General features: G+C 73.0%; 15 protein-coding genes. 9 read left to right on the top strand and 6 right to left on the bottom strand.

Features of this window, described 5'->3' with window-relative positions:
* On the bottom strand, positions 1 to 1,061 hold a 1,061-nt coding region (locus tag ABT297_RS26495; RefSeq protein WP_350554346.1), incomplete at its 3' end, for an MMPL family transporter.
* Positions 1,062 to 1,153: 92 nt separating this feature from the next.
* Positions 1,154 to 2,077, bottom strand: a complete 924-nt coding sequence (locus ABT297_RS26490; protein ID WP_350554344.1) for a phosphotransferase family protein — start codon at positions 2,075 to 2,077, stop codon at positions 1,154 to 1,156.
* Positions 2,078 to 2,201: 124 nt separating this feature from the next.
* Here ABT297_RS26490 and ABT297_RS26485 point away from each other — a divergent pair, with 124 nt between their 5' ends.
* From ABT297_RS26485 to ABT297_RS26450, 7 genes are all read left to right on the top strand, one after another.
* Positions 2,202 to 2,534, top strand: a complete 333-nt coding sequence (locus ABT297_RS26485) for a hypothetical protein (protein WP_350554342.1) — start codon at positions 2,202 to 2,204, stop codon at positions 2,532 to 2,534.
* 61 nt (positions 2,535 to 2,595) lie between these two features.
* Complete coding sequence (locus ABT297_RS26480) at positions 2,596 to 2,928, top strand: YnfA family protein (RefSeq protein ID WP_350554340.1); 333 nt, start codon at positions 2,596 to 2,598, stop codon at positions 2,926 to 2,928.
* Positions 2,929 to 3,196: 268 nt separating this feature from the next.
* Positions 3,197 to 5,062, top strand: a complete 1,866-nt coding sequence (locus ABT297_RS26475) for a hypothetical protein (protein ID WP_350554338.1) — start codon at positions 3,197 to 3,199, stop codon at positions 5,060 to 5,062.
* Positions 5,063 to 5,404: 342 nt separating this feature from the next.
* Positions 5,405 to 8,224, top strand: coding sequence for a PQQ-dependent sugar dehydrogenase (locus ABT297_RS26470; RefSeq protein ID WP_350554336.1), 2,820 nt, complete (start codon positions 5,405 to 5,407; stop codon positions 8,222 to 8,224).
* A gap of 35 nt (positions 8,225 to 8,259) precedes the next feature.
* On the top strand, positions 8,260 to 9,417 hold the full coding sequence (locus ABT297_RS43215) for a ThuA domain-containing protein (RefSeq protein ID WP_502885648.1): 1,158 nt from the start codon (positions 8,260 to 8,262) through the stop codon (positions 9,415 to 9,417).
* Positions 9,418 to 9,550: 133 nt separating this feature from the next.
* Complete coding sequence (locus ABT297_RS26455) at positions 9,551 to 10,543, top strand: NAD-dependent epimerase/dehydratase family protein (RefSeq protein WP_350554334.1); 993 nt, start codon at positions 9,551 to 9,553, stop codon at positions 10,541 to 10,543.
* 66 nt (positions 10,544 to 10,609) lie between these two features.
* Positions 10,610 to 12,067 carry a peptide MFS transporter gene (locus tag ABT297_RS26450; RefSeq protein ID WP_350554332.1) on the top strand — a complete coding sequence of 486 codons (1,458 nt, stop codon included), beginning with the start codon at positions 10,610 to 10,612 and terminating at the stop codon, positions 12,065 to 12,067.
* Here the strand turns inward: ABT297_RS26450 and ABT297_RS26445 are convergent.
* Positions 12,015 to 12,701: a class I SAM-dependent methyltransferase gene (locus tag ABT297_RS26445; protein WP_350554330.1), complete on the bottom strand. Its 687-nt coding sequence runs from the start codon at positions 12,699 to 12,701 to the stop codon at positions 12,015 to 12,017. The genes ABT297_RS26450 and ABT297_RS26445 overlap by 53 nt on opposite strands.
* A gap of 94 nt (positions 12,702 to 12,795) precedes the next feature.
* On the opposite strand from ABT297_RS26445, the gene ABT297_RS26440 reads away from it, so the two are divergent.
* Both ABT297_RS26440 and ABT297_RS26435 read left to right on the top strand, forming a co-directional pair.
* Positions 12,796 to 13,974 carry a sensor histidine kinase gene (locus tag ABT297_RS26440; protein ID WP_350554328.1) on the top strand — a complete coding sequence of 393 codons (1,179 nt, stop codon included), beginning with the start codon at positions 12,796 to 12,798 and terminating at the stop codon, positions 13,972 to 13,974.
* Positions 13,956 to 14,615, top strand: coding sequence for a response regulator (locus tag ABT297_RS26435; protein WP_350554326.1), 660 nt, complete (start codon positions 13,956 to 13,958; stop codon positions 14,613 to 14,615). Before ABT297_RS26440 ends, ABT297_RS26435 begins: the two co-directional genes overlap by 19 nt.
* A gap of 10 nt (positions 14,616 to 14,625) precedes the next feature.
* On the opposite strand, the gene ABT297_RS26430 is transcribed toward ABT297_RS26435, so the two are convergent.
* From ABT297_RS26430 to ABT297_RS26420, 3 genes are all read right to left on the bottom strand, one after another.
* Complete coding sequence (locus tag ABT297_RS26430; protein WP_350554324.1) at positions 14,626 to 15,630, bottom strand: MerR family transcriptional regulator; 1,005 nt, start codon at positions 15,628 to 15,630, stop codon at positions 14,626 to 14,628.
* A gap of 6 nt (positions 15,631 to 15,636) precedes the next feature.
* Positions 15,637 to 16,305: a HEAT repeat domain-containing protein gene (locus tag ABT297_RS26425; RefSeq protein WP_350554322.1), complete on the bottom strand. Its 669-nt coding sequence runs from the start codon at positions 16,303 to 16,305 to the stop codon at positions 15,637 to 15,639.
* 158 nt (positions 16,306 to 16,463) lie between these two features.
* A complete protein-coding gene (locus ABT297_RS26420) occupies positions 16,464 to 17,261 on the bottom strand; it encodes a class I SAM-dependent DNA methyltransferase (protein WP_350554320.1) in 798 nt (265 codons plus the stop codon).
* Positions 17,262 to 17,291: the final 30 nt, after the last annotated feature.

Here is a 17,291-nt window from a genome sequence, read left to right as displayed (position 1 = left end):
CCGCACCGGCTCGCCCGACCCGGCCGAGAGCGGGATGTGGGCACGAACGGCCAGAACACGCCGCGGGGCAGGCACACCAGCGCGGCGGGCAGCACGACCAGGCTGAAGAGCAGGGCCACCACGACGCCGAGCGCGGCCGCCGCGCCGAGCGTGCGGTTGGTGGTCAGCACCGCGGCGAGCAGCGTGAGCAGCGCCAGGACGACGGTGGTAGCGCTGCCGACGATCGCGGGCGTGGCGCCGCGCAGGGCGGCCGCCATCGCTCGGCGGCGGTCGTCGGTGCGGCGCAGCTCCTCGCGGTACCGGGCGATGAGCAGCAGCGCGTAGTCGGTCCCGGCGCCGAAGACCAGCACCGAGACGATGCCGCTGACCTGGCCCTCGGTGGGCTGCCCGGCGACCCGGGCGACCCAGGGCAGCAGCTTGGCCACGACCTGATCGGCGACGCCGATCACCAGCAGCGGGACCAGCCACAGCACCGGGCTGCGGTACGTGACCAACAGCAGGATCGCGACCACGATCGCCGTCGCGGCGAGCAGGGTGACGTCGGCACCGTCGAAGGCCGCCGCGATGTCCCGGCCGAACGCAGGCCCGCCGGTCACCTGGACGGTGAGCCCGTCCGGCGGCGCGGCCGCGCCGGTGCGCACCGCGGCCCGGACCCGTTCGACCGCTTCGGAGGTAGCCGCGCCGCCGCCGTCGGGCAGCGGCACGGCGACGAGCGCGGCCCGGCCGTCGCCGGACGGCACCGCGGGCGCCACCCGGCCGCCGGGCGCGATCCCGGCCAGCGCGGTGCGGGCCGCCTCGATCGCCGCGCGGTCGCCGTCGGTCAGCGCCGCCGCGGCCCGCTCGTACACCACGAGGGCGGTCTGGGTGCGGCCGCTCGGGAAGCGGTCGGCGAGCTCGGTGACCCGGGTGGACTGCTTGCCGGCCGGTAGCCCGTCGGTGGGCCGGGCTGCCGGCTGGGCCGGCGAGGCGACGAACGCCAGCGCGGACAGGCCGGCCGCCACCAGCAGGACCAGGACCGCACCGGCCCGGCCGGTGATCGCCGCCGCGATCCGAGATCCCATGACGTTCCCTCCGCGGAAATCTTTCGATGATGGAAAGGTTTCCCATTGGTACCGCCTGTGTCATACCGATGCAAGCGTCGACGCGACGGCCGTCAGGCCCCCGCGAGCCACTCGTCCAGCTCGCGGACGTACTGCGGCGCGAACCTCGGGGTCCAGCGCAGGAAGTAGACGCTCATCGACAGCGCGTGCACGGCGTTGCCGAGCCGGACCCGGGACTGCCAGTCCTCCGGCCGCGCGCATACCTCGTCGTATGCTTCCAGGAACGCCTCCCGTCCCTCGGGGAAGCCGGCGAAGACGTGCTCGTCGAGCTTGCCGAAGTCCAGGAACCGGTCCGCGTAGCGACCGTGCTCGAAGTCGAGCACGCACGCGATGCGCCCGTCGCGGAGCACGAGGTTCTGGCGCCACAGGTCGCCGTGGGTCAGCGACGGTACGCAATCCGGGTCCACGCCGTCGATTGCCCGGTGCAGCGCCGCGGCCACGCCGCCGCGCCCGGCCGACGTGAGGTCCTCCGGCGCCTCGGCCAGTCGTGCGTCGACGAGGGCGTGCAGGTACGCCCGGACGTCCGGGTACGTCTCGGTGCCGAGGACGTCGCCGAACCACGGCCCGCGGCAGGCGTGGATCCGCCCGACCAGCCGCCCGAAGTCACCCGCGAACGCCAGGCGCCGGGCCGGATCCATCGACTCCCAGGCGTCGTTCGCGGGCGTGCCGTCCTGATACTCCTGGACGAGCAGCGGCGCGCCGAGCGGCGCGCTCCAGGGCACGAAGGCGCGGAACCGCACCACCGGCACGCCACCCTCGCTCGCCCGCCGGGTCGTGGCGATCAGCCGCCGCAGGTGCTCGGGATCCTTCTCCCGCACCGGCGTCTTGACCAGCAGTGGCCCCTCGTCCGTGTCGGCGACCCACTGCCGGCTGGTGTAGCCGGCCTCGAGCCGGCGGATGCCCCCGACCCGGACGCCGGGACAGGCCTCGACCAGCGCGCCGCGGACGACATCGATCCCAATCGTCTCTTCCGTCATGGCCAACTCATATCAGCCCGCCCGCCGCGGCGGGACCGGGAGTTGCAATCGGTGCCCGGGTACAGGCTTACCGTCGGGTGGACGGCGCCGCCGCGGCGCCGGACAACCCGGTCGAGGAGTTTCGATGTCGTTCGACGTACCCGATGCCAGCACGCTGCCCACGGCCGAGCGGCCGCTGCGGCTCGCCGAGTTCGACGCCCTGTTCGCCGCCGCGGTACACCGGGTCGAGCCGATCGCGCCGACCCACGCGCGGATGCACCTGACCGGCCCGGCCGGGCTGGAGGCCACCGTGCGGGACCTGGCCGCGCGGGAGACCGCCTGCTGCTCCTTCTTCGCCTTCACCGTCACGCCGCGGCCCGCCGCCGAGGGCGAGGCGCTCACCCTCGACATCGAGGTCCCGGACCGGTACGCCGACGTGCTCGTCGGGCTTGCCGCGCTCGCCGGGCGCGCGTCGTGACGGGCCGCTCACTGTGACCTGCGGCTGCGGCTGCCGAGCGGAGGCATGGTGCGATAACCACATGACGACGATCCGCTCCGTACTGCTGTTCGTGCTCGCCGCGCTCGCCGAGATCGGCGGCGCGTGGCTGGTCTGGCAGGGCGTGCGTGAGCACAAGGGGCTGCTGTGGATCGGTGCCGGCGTCGCGGCCCTCGGCGCGTACGGCTTCGTCGCCACGCTGCAGCCCGACGCTGCCTTCGGCCGGATCCTCGCCGCGTACGGCGGGGTGTTCGTCGCCGGCTCCCTCGGCTGGGCGATGGTCGTCGACCGCTTCCGGCCGGACCGCTACGACCTGCTGGGGGCCGCCATCTGCCTGATCGGCGTCGCGGTCATCATGTACGCGCCGAGGTCGTGACGGTCATGGCGGAATTCGGGCCGGCGGACGATCCGTAACTGTCACATCACCACACGTCGTTCGGCTTCCGGGCGAGTGGGCAGGTTCGGATAGCATCGGCGCGTGCCGAGACATGGGGGAGGTCGGCATGTCGTCGCCGCAAGGACCTGAGGAACCGCCAGCACCACCGCCACAGTGGCATCCGTGGCAGCCGCTCGCCTGGGCGCCGCCGTCACGGCGGGCAGCCGCGTCGCCGTCGTCGCCTCCGGGCCGGCGCTGGCGGGTCATTGTGACCGCGGTCGCCGCGATCGCCGCTTCGGTCATCGGTGTGGGTGCATACCTGGTGGCCGGCGGCGGCCGGCGGGACGACGACGCGGGCAGGTCCGGCGTGGACCCGACCCGCCGCCTGGCGTATGAGCTGCTCGTGGAGGCCACCGGCAACCTGCGCGCCGCGCCGGCGCAGCACTACAGCGGCACGGTGACCACCCGCGACGGGCAGGGGGTGCGGGTCGACGGCCGGGTCACCGGCGACGGCATCACCGCGGCCACCGTCGACGTCGGCGGCGGCCGCGGCGAGCTGCTCGACCTCGGCGACGACGGCGCCTTCGCCCGTGGCGACGCCGCGTTCTGGTCCGCGGTCCGCGCCCCCGGCTCCGCGGGCGACTACGGCGACGCGTGGGTGCGGATCGACTTCGACACGCTCGGCTTCGACCCGCGGGAGCTGATCCCGCAGGTGCTCGCCGCCGACCTGCTGCCCAACGGCGGCGACGACCGGGCCGAGCCGGCCGCCGGGGAGCTGCCCCGGCTCGGCGACGTGGGCACGGTCGGCGGGGTCGAGGCCCGGCAGGTGCACGTCGGCGACACCGTGGTCTGGATCAGCACGGCTGTGCCGGCCCGGGTCGTCCGCGTCGAGTCGGACGGCGCCGATCCATCCGCGCCGGCCGCGTCCGCTCCTTCCGCGCCGGCATCGGCGGGTCCCTCCGCGCGGCCGTCGTCCGGCGCGTCCGCGCCGGCGGCCTCCGATTCCGCGGCGCCGCCGGCGAGCCCGTCGCCGCGCAGCGGCCGGCACGACAGCGGCGGGGGAGCCACGTTCGTGCCCGCACGGGCGCCGTCCGGCGGGCTGGCGCTCGACCTGGCCCCGCTGAGCCGCGCCGAGACCGGCGAGTTTCTCCAGATCGTCAAGCGGCGGGTCGCCGGGCTCGTGGACGCGTCCGACCCGCGGGTCGGCTTCGCCATCGATGGTCAGATCCAGGTCGGGCCGTGCGGGCAGACGTCGTGCCTGGCCGTGGTCACGCTCAGTAACACGGTGACGGGGCGCTCGCCCTATGTCCATCCGGTCCGGCAGGCCCACGCCGCGGTCACCATCGACTTGACCCTTGACGGCGGGCCGCTGAAGACCTGCACCGAGCTGGTGTCGATGCCGGTCGGCGGGCGGGCCGCCGCGCGGTGCTCGGCCACCTATACGCTGCCGGTCGCGACGGCCGGTCACAGCTACATCGTCGAGGCGCGGGCCCAGGCGGCCTCCCGGGCGCTCCTGCAGGCCGACGTCCAGCACCTCATCGACCGGCTCGGCTCGGCGGCGGGGAACGGCCCGGGAGCCTCGCCGGCGCCGAGCGTCGAGGCCGGTGCGCCGCGGTGCCTGCAGCCGATCGGCGCCGGCGGCGGGCCCGGGCGGTGGCACCCCGTCGACCGCGTCGCCGCCCGGGACCGGCAGGTCTACCAGGAGCAGGTCACCGGTGTGCGGCGTGGCCGGGAGTACCGTGTCGGCGATCGTGACTTCCACGGGTACCGCCACGAGGGCGGCGCCCATGTGCTCGTCGAGGCCGAGGGCGGCGGCAACGCGTGGCTGCTGTGGGGCGCGCGGGTCGGCGACCAGGGCACGCTCACCTACGTCGATGACGAGGACGCGTCCGGGGCCGCCGTGCGGTGGGGCGAGCGTGCCCGCGCGCGGCTCGACGGGCTGACCCGGGAGCTGCGCGGGCGGCTCGACCAGCTCCGCGCCGTTCCCGGCGCCAGGGTGCGCTTCGTCGCGGCTGAGCCGGAGGTCCTGGACAAGTTCCGTGCGTACGCTCGCACGCAGCTGGCGGCCGAGGACCTCGCCCGCGTCGAGTGGCGGCACGAGCCCGTGGACGGTGGCTTCGACGGCTGCGGGTGAGGCCGGCAACCCCGGGCGCTGCCGCGCCGTCACATCGACCGGCGTAACCACGCCGTGGCTGAGTGTGTGGCTGAGGGTGACGCTTTCGGCTGAGTCCACGAAAGTTTCGTCAGTTCCGTCGAAACATCTAGACACCTCTATCGGAACCTCATAGTGTGGCTCCCACGGGCCTGAGAAAGCGTTCTCTGCACGATCCGTTCGGCGCGGAGGCGGAGGCGTTCGCGACGGAGGTCGAATCGCGACCACCCCCGGCTACGGCGCGGCGGCGCGCGCCCTGCCTGGCGAGTTCAGTCAGGAAGGGAAGATGTGAACCGAAATCCCGCACGAAATCGATTGTGGCCAATGGCGGCCGCGCTGCTCCCGGTGGCCGCTGGACTCAGCGTGCTCACCGCACCGGCGGCCCCGGCCGCGGCGGCCATCAACCCGGCGGACTTCCAGCAGGTCACGCTGGCCAAAGGCGTGGCCGCGCTGGGCGAGCCCATGGCCATCACGGTGCTGCCGGACCGCTCGGTCCTGCACACCGCCCGCAACGGCACGCTGCGGCGCACCACCGCGAGCGGCAGCACGTCGGTGATCGCCAACATCCCCGTGTACACCCACGACGAGGAGGGGCTGCAGGGCGTCGCGGCGGACCCGAACTTCGCGTCCAACCGCTACATCTACCTGTATTACGCCCCGCCGCTGAACACCCCGGCGGGCGACGCGCCGGCCAACGGTACCGCCGCGGACTGGGCGACCTGGACGGGCGTGAACCGGCTCTCGCGCTTCACGCTCAACGCCGACTACACGGTCAATACGGCCAGCCAGGTCACCGTCCTGGAAATCCCCACCAGCCGCGGCATGTGCTGCCACGTGGGCGGGGACATCGACTTCGATGCCCAGGGCAACCTGTACCTGTCCACCGGCGACGACTCCAACCCGTTCGAGTCGGCCGGGTACTCGCCGCTCGACGAGCGGACGACCCGCAACCCGGCCTACGACGCACAGCGTACCGCCGCCAACAGCAACGACCTGCGCGGCAAGGTCCTGCGGATCAAGGTCAACGCGGACGGGTCGTACTCGATCCCGGCCGGCAACATGTTCGCGCCCGGCACCGCGAAGACCCGGCCGGAGATCTACGCGATGGGCTTCCGCAACCCGTTCCGGATGAGCGTCGACAAGGCGACGGGCGTCGTCTACGTCGGCGACTACGGCCCGGACGCGGGCACGACGGACCCCAACCGCGGCCCGTCGGGCCAGGTGGAGTTCGACCGGGTCACCGGGCCCGGCTTCTACGGCTGGCCGTACTGCACCGGCACGAACACCACCTCCGAGACCTACAACAAGTGGGACTTCGCGACCAACGCGAGCGGACCGAAGTTCAACTGCGCCGGCGGCGCGACGAACAACTCCTTCCGCAACACCGGCCTGACCACGCTGCCCGCGGCGAAGCCCGCCTGGATCCGCTACGCCGGGGATGCCGGCAGCCCGCCCGCGTTCGGCGGCGGATCCGAGTCGCCGATGGCCGGCCCGGTCTACCGGTACAACGCGAGCAACCCGTCGACGACGAAGTTCCCCCAGGCGCTGGACGGCATGTTCTTCGCCGGCGAGTTCGGCCGCGGCTGGATCAAGCCCATCGCGGTCAACGCGGACGGGTCGCCGGGCGCGATCGACAACTTCCCGTGGAACGGCAAGCAGGTCATGGACATGCAGTTCGGCCCCGACGGGTCGCTGTACGTCCTGGACTACGGCACCGGCTTCTTCAACGGTGACGCCTTCTCGGCGATCTACCGCTACGACTACGTCGGCACCGGCGGCAACCGTGCCCCGACCGCGGTGGCGAGCGCCAACAAGACGTCGGGCGCGGCCCCGCTGACGGTGAACTTCTCCTCGGCCGGCTCGTCCGACCCCGAGGGCGGCGCGCTGACGTACTCGTGGACGTTCGGCGACGGCACCACGTCGACGGCGGCCAACCCGACCAAGACGTACTCCACCAACGGCAACTACGTCGCCACCCTGACGGTGCGTGACCCGCAGGGCGCCACCGGCACGGCCAGCGTGCCGATCAGCGTCGGCAACACCGCCCCGACGGTCATCGTCAACACCCCGGCGGCCGGGCGGCTGACGGCCTTCGGTGAGAGCGTCCCGTGGAGCGTCACCGTCACCGACCCGGAGGACGGCACGATCGACTGCTCGCGCGTGACGATGGCGTACGTGCTCGGCCACGACCAGCACGCGCACCAGATCACCTCGCAGACCGGCTGCTCCGGCACGATCACCATCCCGGTCGACGGTGAGCACGACGACGCGGCGAACATCTTCCCGATCTTCGACGCCTCGTACACCGACAACGGCGGCCTGACCACGCACACGCAGAGCATCCTGGCGCCCAAGCGCCGGCAGGCCGAGCACTACAAGACGTCGTCCGGGGTCAACAAGTACAGCAAGGCCGCGGCCGAGGGCGGCATGACCGTCGGTGACATCAACAACGGCGACTGGATTCAGTTCGACCCGTACAACCTCAGCAACGCCACCTCGTTCACCGCCCGGGTCTCCTCCGGCGGCGCGGGCGGCACGCTGCAGTTCCGCACCGGCTCGCCGACCGGCCCGATCATCGGCTCGGCGACGGTGACGTCGACCGGATCGTGGGAGACGTTCGCGACCGTGACCGGCGCGATCAGCGGCGCGCCGGCGGGCACCACCTCGCTGTACGTCACCTTCGCCGGCACCGGCACGGCCGCCCTGTTCGACCTGGACAGCTTCACGTTCGTCACCGGCACGGCGCCGCCCGCCGCCACCAACCTGGCCCTGAACAAGCCGGCGACGGCGTCCAGCACCGAGTCGGCGGCCTACCCGGCCTCCTACGCGGTGGACGCGTCCGCGACCACGCGGTGGGCCAGCGCGTTCTCCGACCCGCAGTGGATCCAGGTCGACCTCGGCGCCACCTACACGGTCAGCCGGGTGCGGCTGCTGTGGGAGGCGGCGTACGCCTCGGCGTACCAGATCCAGACCTCGGCCAACGGCACCACGTGGACCACGGTCCGGTCCATCACCGGCGGCGACGGCGGCGTGGACGACCACACCGGCCTGAACGCTCCGGCGCGGTACGTGCGCATCTACGGCACGGCCCGTGCCACCCAGTGGGGCTACTCGCTGTTCAGCTTCGAGGTCTACGGCTCCTGAACCGTACCGCCACAACAGGAAGGGAGACACCGATCATGTTGCGCAGACTGGCTTTCTGCCTCGCCATCGTCACCGCCGCCCTCGGCCTCACCGCGGTGCCGGCCCACGCCGCGCCGGACTTCTCGGTGCTGGTCTTCAGCAAGACCGCCGGGTTCCGGCACGACTCGATCCCGACCGGCATCACCGCGATCCAGCAGCTGGGCGCGGCGAACAACTTCTCGGTCGAGGCGACGGAGGACGCGGCCCAGTTCAACGCCACCAACCTGGCCCGGTTCAAGGCGGTCATCTGGCTGTCCACCACCGGTGACGTGCTCAACGCCACGCAGCAGACGGCGTTCGAGAACTACATCCGCGCCGGCGGCGGCTACGTCGGCGTGCACGCGGCGGCCGACACCGAGTACGACTGGGCCTGGTACGGCAACCTCGTCGGGGCGTACTTCTCCAGCCACCCGGCGATCCAGACCGCGACGGTCCGCATCGCCGACGCCACGCACCCGGCCACGGCCGGGCTGCCGGCCGCCTGGTCGCGCACCGACGAGTGGTACAACTACCGCACCAACCCCCGCTCCCAGGTGCACGTGCTGACCACGCTGGACGAGTCCACGTACAGCGGTGGCACGATGGGCGCCGACCACCCCAACACCTGGTGCCGGGCCTACGACGGCGGCCGGTCCTTCTACACCGGTCTGGGTCACACCCAGTCCAGCTACTCCGAGGCGGGCATCCGCACGCTGCTGCTCGGCGGCATCCGCTACGCCGCGCAGGGCGTCGGTGACTGCTCGGTCGGCAGCCAGCCTCCGCAGCAGACCGACCTGGCGCTGAACCGCCCGGCGACGGCCTCCAGCGTGGAGAACGCCAGCTACCCCGCCTCCAACGCGGTGGACGCGTCCACGACCACGCGGTGGTCCAGCGCGTTCTCCGACCCGCAGTGGATCCAGGTCGACCTCGGCTCCACCCGCACCATCAACCGGGTCCGGCTGCTCTGGGAGGCGGCGTACGCCTCGGCGTACCAGATCCAGACCTCGGCCAACGGCACCACCTGGACCACGGTCCGGTCCATCACCGGCGGCGACGGCGGCGTGGACGACAACACCGGCCTGAACGCGTCCGCGCGGTACGTGCGCATCTACGGCACGACCCGCGCCACCCCGTGGGGCTACTCGCTGTTCACGTTCCAGGTCTACGGCACCTGAGTGTCCGACCGGCCCGGGAGCCACCGCTCCCGGGCCGGTCCCGCACCGCCGGTCCCGCCGACCGTGGCGCGTCACACAAGGCGACGATAGTGCCTGAATTGCCACAATTGGAGCGATTGGTGGAATACGCTGCGTGATCGAAGCCGAGATCACCAGCGAAGGGGTGCAGCACGTGCGAATCGTCGTCACCGGCGGAGCCGGATTCATCGGGGCGAACCTGTGCCGCGAGCTCGCCGCCCACCCCGGGATCAGCCACGTCGTCGCCCTCGACAACCTCAGCACCTCCTCGGCGACCAACCTCGACGGCGTCGATGCCGAGCTCGTCAAGGGGTCCATCCTGGACCGCCCGCTGCTGGAGGACGTCGTCGCCGGCGCCGACAGCGTCGTGCACCTCGGCGCCCGACCCTCGGTACCCCGCTCGATGGCGGACCCGGTCGCCAGCCACGACGCCAACGCCACCGGCACCCTCTACGTGCTGGAGGCCTGCCGCCGCCGCGGCACTCACATGGTGATGGCCTCCTCGTCGTCGGTGTACGGCGCCAACCCGACCCTGCCCAGGCGCGAGGACCTCGCCGCCATGCCGCTGAGCCCCTACGCGGCCAGCAAGCTCGCCGCCGAGGGCTACGCCATGGCGTACGGCGCCGCCTTCGACCTGCCCTGCCTCGCCTTCCGCTTCTTCAACGTCTACGGCCCGCTGCAGGCCCTCGGCCACGCCTACGCCGCCGTCGTGCCGTCCTTCATGGACGCCGCCCTGCGCGGGCGCCCGCTGCGCATCCACGGCGACGGCCGGCAGACCCGCGACTTCACCTACGTCGGCAGCGTCGTGCGGGTGCTCACCGACGCGGTGCTGCGCCGCGTCACGTCCCCGCGGCCGGTCAACCTCGCCTTCGGCACCCGCGTCCGCGTGCTCGACCTGGCCGCCCATGTCGGCGCCGCCCTCGGCGTCCCCGTCGAGCTCGAGCACGATCCGCCGCGCCCCGGCGACGCCCGCGACGCCCAGGCCGACACCGAGCGCCTCCGCGGCCTGTTCCCCGACGTCGTACCCGTGCCGCTGGAGGCCGGCCTGGCGCAGACCGCCGCGTGGGTGCGCACCCTGCCCGACTACCGCCCGGTCGGGGTGTCCTGAGTGGACCGGCCGCGGCCCGCCGGCGCGGACAGGGGTGGGCGGCGCGAAGCTGGGTAGCCGTCCGGCATGGTCACAGCCGACGCACCGGCGCGCGAGCGCACGTTCTTCGGCCAGCCGCGGGTGCTGGCCAGCCTGTTCGGGGTCGAGCTGTGGGAACGCTTCTCGTTCTACGGCATGCAGGGCATCCTGCTGATCTACCTGTACTACAGCGCCGCCCGCGGCGGGCTCGGCATCGACGAGGCGACCGCGACGAGTATCGTCGGCGCGTACGGCGGCTTCGTCTACCTCTCCACGATCGGCGGGGCCTGGCTCGCCGACCGGATCGTCGGCAGCGAGCGCGTCCTGTTCGGCAGCGCCGTGCTCGTCATGATCGGGCACGTCTGCCTCGCCCTGGTCCCGGGCCTGACCGGCGTCGGGCTCGGGCTGGTCGGCATCGCGCTGGGCAGCGGCGGCGTCAAGGCCAACGCCACCTCGCTGGTCGGCTCGCTCTACGACGCGCGGGACCCCCGCCGCGACGCCGGGTTCTCGCTGTTCTACCTCGGGGTCAACGTCGGCGCGTTCGCCGGGCCCCTGCTGACCGGACTGCTGCAGCAGCGGCTGGGCTTCCACTACGGCTTCGCGCTCGCCGCCCTGGGCATGGGGCTCGGGCTCACGCAATACGCCCGCGGCCGCAAGCGGCTGCCCCCGCAAGCCAACGAGGTGCCGCGCCCGCTGCCGCGCACGCGGCTGCCGCTGGCGGCCGGGATCGTCGCGGCCGGGGCGGCCCTCGTCGCCGTACTCGCCGTCTCGGGCGTGCTGGCCGCGAGCCGGTTGGCGGCCGTCGTGGTCGTGCTCAGCGCCGCGGCGGCCGTCGCCTACTTCGCGGTCATCCTCACCGGCCGCGCCGTCGACCGGGTCGAGCGAGACAGGGTGCTCGCGTTCATCCCGCTGTTCGTGGCCAGCGCCGGCTTCTGGTCGCTGTACCAGCAGCAGTTCACGGTCCTGACCGTCTACGCCGACAAGCGCCTGAACCGCGACCTGTTCGGCTGGCAGATGCCCGTGTCGTGGGTGCAGTCGATCAACCCGGTCTTCATCATCGTCCTGTCGGGCGTGTTCGCGGCGCTGTGGACGCGGCTGGGCGACCGGCAGCCCTCCACCCCGGTGAAGTTCGCCGCCGGTACCGTCATCATGGGCGTGGCGTTCCTGCTGTTCCTGCCGATGGCCGGCACCGGGCGGGGCGGCGCGCCGCTGCCCGGCCTCGTCGGGGTCATCTTCGTGCTCACGATCGCCGAGCTGCTGCTGTCGCCGGTCGGCCTGTCGCTCTCGACGAAGCTCGCCCCGGACGCCTTCCACACCCAGATGGTCGCGCTCTTCTTCCTGTCCGTGGCCCTCGGCACCGCCGCCGCCGGCGCGCTCGCCGCCCACTACGACCCCGCCCACGAGGTCCCGTACTTCTCGGTGCTCGGCCTCGCCGCGATCCTGCTCGGCACCGTCATCGCCGCGCTGACCCCGCTGATCCGCCGCCTGATGCACGGCGTGCGCTGAGCCCGGACCCCGACGGGCCGGCGCCACCAGCACGACGTCCGGCCGCGGCCGAGGGAGATCCCGCCGGTTCGCGGCGGCCGGTCGCGCGGTGCACGAAGGCGGGCGGGAGATTGGCCCACACCGGCGGCGTGCGCTCCAGCGTCCGGAACCGGGCACCGAGCTCGGCCGCGAAGTGCCGGGCCGGCGGGGTCCACGCCGCGTGGACGTACGCGAACGTGGTGAATCCGCCGTCCGGGGCGAGGACCGCGCCGACCGCGTCGAGGATCCGGCGCCGCAGCGGCCGGGGCAGCACGGTCCACGGCAGCCCCGACACGACGGCGTCGACGGGGGCGTCGACGAGACCCGGGAGCCGCTCGGCCGAGTCGTGCACGACATCGACCGGGTGGCCTCGGTACCGCCGGCGCAGCGCCTCGGCCAGCCGCCCGTTGGCCTCCACCGCGACGAGCCGCGCCCCGGGCGCCATCCGAGCCAGGATCGCGGCGGTGACCGGACCCGTACCCGGGCCGAGCTCGACGACGACGCGAGCGCGCTCCAGGCCCAGGCCGTCGGTGAGCGCCCGGGCGAGCGCGGGCGAACTCGCCGCGATCGCGCCGGTCGTCCGCGGATGCAGCAGGAATTCCCGGAAGATCGACATGCTGGCACGCTACGAACGCCCGCCGTAACCGCTCGTCCTCCCGTGGGCCCGCGGTCGTCCTCCCACGGGAGGAACGGGCCGTATCGTGGGGCTGGTGTACGGGATTGCGGGGCTGCTGCTGACGCGCGACGCGGCGCTCGTCGCGGTACTGGCGGCGGTGTCGCTGACCGCCCTGCCCGACGGGCGGCCACGCGAGGTACAGGTGGCGCTGCTCGTGGTGCTCGTGTCGGCGCTGCTGTGGCGGCGCCGCCGGCCGCTCGCCGCGGCGGCGGTCGTGCTCGGGGCGGCATGGCTGGGGCTGCTCGCCACGGTCTGGCGCACGCACCTGCCCCTCGGCCACCTCGCCGTCCTGGTCATGGTGGGCACGCTGGCGCAGCTGGGCCGGCGCGGGGCCGCGGCGATCGCGGCCGCGGCCGGCGGCGGGTTCTTCGTGGCGTGGGCCGTGCGGTGGTACCCCGGGATCGACGCCCTCTGGGGCGCCGCGGGGTTCTGCCTGGCGCTCGCCCTGGCGTGGCTGCTCGGCGAGCACATGCGCGCCCGGCAGGCTCGGGCGACCGCGGAGCGCCGGGCCCTCGCCGCCGCGGCCGCGGCCGGTGAACGCGCCCGGATCGCCCGCGAGCTGCACGACGTGCTCGCGCACAGCGTCGGCGTCATGGTGCTCAACGCCGAGGGCGCCCGGCTCATGCGCCACGCCGACCCCGCCGTCGTCGACCGGACGCTCGAGCTGATCGGCAGCACCGGGCGGGCCGCGCTGGACGAGCTGCGCCGCCTGCTGGCCGCCCTGGACGAGCACGCGAGCACCGTCGCCGACCTCGAGGATCTCGTCCGTCGCCGCGGCGCCGGGCTGCACCGCACCGGCACCGCGGACGGGCTGCCGCCCGAGACGCTGGCCCAGGCGTACCGCATCGTGCAGGAGGCCCTCACCAACGTCCTCAAGCACGCCGGCGAGGGCGCCTCCGCGGACGTCCTCCTCGACCTCGGCCGCCCGGGACGCCACCGCACCCTGCGCGTCGAGGTGCTCGACACCGGCGGGACCGCGCCGGTCGCCCCGTCCGGCGCGACCGCCGGCCTGCCGTCCTCCGGGCGCGGGCTGGCCGGCATGCGGGAGCGGGTCGCGCTCGCCGGCGGCACGCTGACGGCCGGCCCGGTCGACGGCGGCGGCTTCCGGGTGGCCGCGACGCTGCCCTGCGGCTCCACAGCCGGTTCTCAGCCGGACACAGCGCACCCACAGGCGGGCGACGGCACGATCATGACGTGGGGGCACGGGTACTGATCTGCGACGACCAGGAGCTCATGCGGGTCGGCCTGCGGATGGTCGTGGACAGCCAGCCCGACCTGACCGTGGCGGGCGAGGCCGCCGACGGGGCCGCCGCGGTCGTCCTGGCCGAGCGGCTGCGGCCGGACGTCGTGCTGCTCGACGTACGGATGCCGGGTCTTGACGGCGTGACCGCGGCCGCGCGGATCGCCGCGACCGTGCCCGGCGCGCGGCTGCTCATGATCACCACCTTCGACCTCGACGAGTACGCCTACGCCGCGCTGCGGGCCGGCGCCCACGGCTTCGTGCTCAAGGACGCGCCCGCCGCCGAGCTGCTGGTCGCGATCCGCGGCGTGCTGCGCGGCGAAGCCATGGTGGCGCCGTCGGTCACGCGCCGGCTGCTGGAGCGGTACGTGACCGGGTCGGCCGCGCCCGAGCCCGACCAGCGCTGTGAGCTGCTGACCGGGCGGGAGCGGGAGGTGCTCGGGCTGGTCGCGCTCGGCCTGAGCAACGCCGAGATCGCCGCGCGGCTGTTCCTCGGCGAGACGACCGTGAAGACGCATGTCGGCCGGATCCTCGCCAAGCTGCGGCTGCGTGACCGGATCGGCGCGGTGGTCTTCGCCTACGAGTCGGGCCTGGCCCGCCCGCGCTCGCACTGACAAGGATTCGTCATCGTTCGTCGCGCAGCTTGAGAATGTATGCCGCGGTGAGCGCGACGGCACGGTCCTCGTCACGCGACAGGTCCGCGAGGGCACGTGACGCCGCGGTCCCCGGGATGTCCGCGAGCGCCTGTGCCAGCCGTCGGCGTGCGGACGACGCGACGCTGCCGTGGGTGAGGCGATCGACGAGCCTGGTAGCGATCTGATCCGCCAGCACGGGATCGCTCGCCAGCGCGCTCAGCGCATCGGCCGCATCGACGTCGTTCGCCTCCTCGACGACCATGTCGATGAGCGTCGGGACCGCGTCGGCCACTCCGCGTGCCCCGAGCGCCAGAGCCACATACCGGCGGACCACGATGTCGGGGTTCGCGAGGGCGTCCCGCAGCGATGCGGTCGCCTCGCCGCCCGGAAGCTCGGCGATGGACTCGACGGCGCGCTTGCGCACCGCGGCCACCGGAGCGCCGAGGCCCTCCGTCAGCAACGCCAATCCGCCGTCGCCCGATTGCGCCAAGGCCCAGCGGAGGGCTCCGGCGACGTTCGGGTCCGCCTCGCTCAGCACCGCCTCGACCAGTGCTTCCACCGGCGCCGGAGCCTCCGCGACCGAGGACAGGGCCGCGCGCTGGCGCTTCCCGGCGCTCTCCGACCGCAACGCCTGCAGTTGCGCGACGGTCTGCAGGACGTCCTCCCAGGCGACGGGTTCCGCGGCATCGATCCGGCGCAGTGCGGTGAGCAGCTCCGTCTCAGCCGCGATGCGTGTTCGCGTCTTGCGGATGAGGTCGTCGATGAGCTCCGAGGGCGTGAAGCCGGGGTCCTCGAGCGCGCGCCTGACCTCACGCAGCGACAGCCCCAACGACCGCAGGCTCTCGATATGGAAGATCCGCCGGATGTCCTCGCTGGAGTACTCCCGGTAGCCGGCGCCGCTTCGACCCGTCGGCCGCACCAGGCCGAGCGACTCGTAATGCCTGAGCATGCGGGCGCTGACCCCGGACCGTCGTGCCACATCACCGATCAACACTGCCCATCATCCCTCCTGACTGATCCTGCCGAGGGCCACGACGCGCTTCGCCTCCTCGACCGCGAACTCGAATCCGGCATCCGGGTCGCGCGACAGACGTTCCGTGGCGATCGCGTGCTGCCGCACGCGAGGGTCGAGATCCGCCATCGCGGCGCGCAGGATCGGAATGATCATCTCACCGAGCGCGATCAGCGCCCGGCTCAGGCTCAACCGCATCTCACGCCCGCCGCGCCCGAACTGCGTCGCCAGCACGCCGGCCAACTCGGCTTCGTCGCCCTCGGGCACGAGTACGACCGCTGCTCGCCAGGCGCTGCGCGCCACCTCGTCGTCGGCGTCGGTCAGCAGCGCCCGTGTGATCGCCGGCCACGCTTGCCGATCCCCGATCTTGGACAGCGTGTGCAACGCCTGGCTTCGCGCCTGCGCACGCTGCGAGCGGAGTTCATCGATAAGCTTTAGGACCGTCACCGATGCTGCGTGGCGGGTCAGTGCCCACGTGAGCGCTTCGCGCACGGAGAATTCGGGTTCGATCGCGCATCGTTCGATGAGCTTGTCGACGAACCCCGGGTCCGGGGTCGTGCCGACCGCCAAAGCTGCCCGCAGTCGCACCGACGAGCTGCTGTGCTCCAGCCCCTGGAGAGCTCGCATCGTATCCGTGTCCTGGTTCGGTATGGCCATCGCGACCACCTCCTCGGCGACAGTGAAGACCTTGTCACTGTGTCAAGGTCAAGCCCGTAGGATCCCACCGTGCAGGTGCGTTTCGCTCGGCAGACCGCACGTCGGCGCGGGTGCAGGCCGAGCGGGTGGTGCGCTTCGCGCGCCGCATCAAGGCCGAATCATGACCGCTTGACGGCGACGATCCGGGGGCGCTGGTCGCGCCAGCCGGGCAGCCACTCGACGTCGCCGAAGCCGGCCCGGTCGATCGCCCGGCGGTATTGCCTGTTCGTGAACAGGGTCATGACGTGCTCCTCGGTCCAGTGCCGGATGCCGACGCCGGGTTCGCCGAGCATGTAGTGCATCGTCATGGTCGAGGTGGTGCCGGACTGGTGCGAGTAGCACATTCTCGTGACGTGCCGATGGCCGTCACCCGCGATGCCCGGGTGCACCGTGCCGGGAGTCCACTGGTCCGGGGTGAACCAGGGTTCGAGGAGCATCACGCCGCCCGGTTCGAGGTGTGCTGCCAGGCGTTCGAGGGTCTGGTTCAGCTCGTCGACCGACTGCGCGTAGCCGATGGCGGAGAACAGGCAGGTGATCGCGCTGAACGTGCGGCCGAGCCGGAAGTCGCGCATGTCCCCGGCGTGCACCGTGATTCCGGGGAGCCGCCGGACGGCGGCCTGACGCATCGCGTCGGAGACCTCGAGTCCTTCGACGTGGGTGAACATCGTGCGCAGGTGGGACAGGTGCAGGCCGGTGCCGCAGGCCACGTCGAGCAGGCTGTCGGCGGTGGGGTTGCGCCGGCGGATCAGCGCCGCGACCTCGTGGGCCTCCGTCCGGTAGTCCTTGCCGGCCGCGGTCACGTAGATGAGCTCGTATGCGGTGGCGACGTCCTGCCCGGCGGGCGCCGTCACCATCTGCGGGGCGGCGTCGGTCGTGGACGTGGTCGCGCGGCCGAGCTTGAGGATCCTGGGTATCAATGCGGCGGCGCGGCTATCGGTCCACGGGCT

Origin of the sequence: Dactylosporangium sp. NPDC000555 (genome assembly GCF_040300025.1) — a bacterium.
Lineage (GTDB): Bacteria > Actinomycetota > Actinomycetes > Mycobacteriales > Micromonosporaceae > Dactylosporangium.
This window is presented reverse-complemented; position numbering and strand designations above follow the sequence as displayed.

What these genes read in the sequence shown, in the direction of transcription:
- ABT297_RS26425 (WP_350554322.1), bottom strand. Translation starts at nt 16,305, where the DNA reads ATGGCCATACCGAACCAGGACACGGATACGATGCGAGCTCTCCAGGGG.
- ABT297_RS26470 (WP_350554336.1), top strand. Translation starts at nt 5,405, where the DNA reads ATGGCGGCCGCGCTGCTCCCGGTGGCCGCTGGACTCAGCGTGCTCACC.
- ABT297_RS26450 (WP_350554332.1), top strand. Translation starts at nt 10,610, where the DNA reads ATGGTCACAGCCGACGCACCGGCGCGCGAGCGCACGTTCTTCGGCCAG.
- ABT297_RS43215 (WP_502885648.1), top strand. Translation starts at nt 8,260, where the DNA reads ATGTTGCGCAGACTGGCTTTCTGCCTCGCCATCGTCACCGCCGCCCTC.
- ABT297_RS26445 (WP_350554330.1), bottom strand. Translation starts at nt 12,701, where the DNA reads ATGTCGATCTTCCGGGAATTCCTGCTGCATCCGCGGACGACCGGCGCG.
- ABT297_RS26485 (WP_350554342.1), top strand. Translation starts at nt 2,202, where the DNA reads ATGTCGTTCGACGTACCCGATGCCAGCACGCTGCCCACGGCCGAGCGG.
- ABT297_RS26480 (WP_350554340.1), top strand. Translation starts at nt 2,596, where the DNA reads ATGACGACGATCCGCTCCGTACTGCTGTTCGTGCTCGCCGCGCTCGCC.
- ABT297_RS26490 (WP_350554344.1), bottom strand. Translation starts at nt 2,077, where the DNA reads ATGACGGAAGAGACGATTGGGATCGATGTCGTCCGCGGCGCGCTGGTC.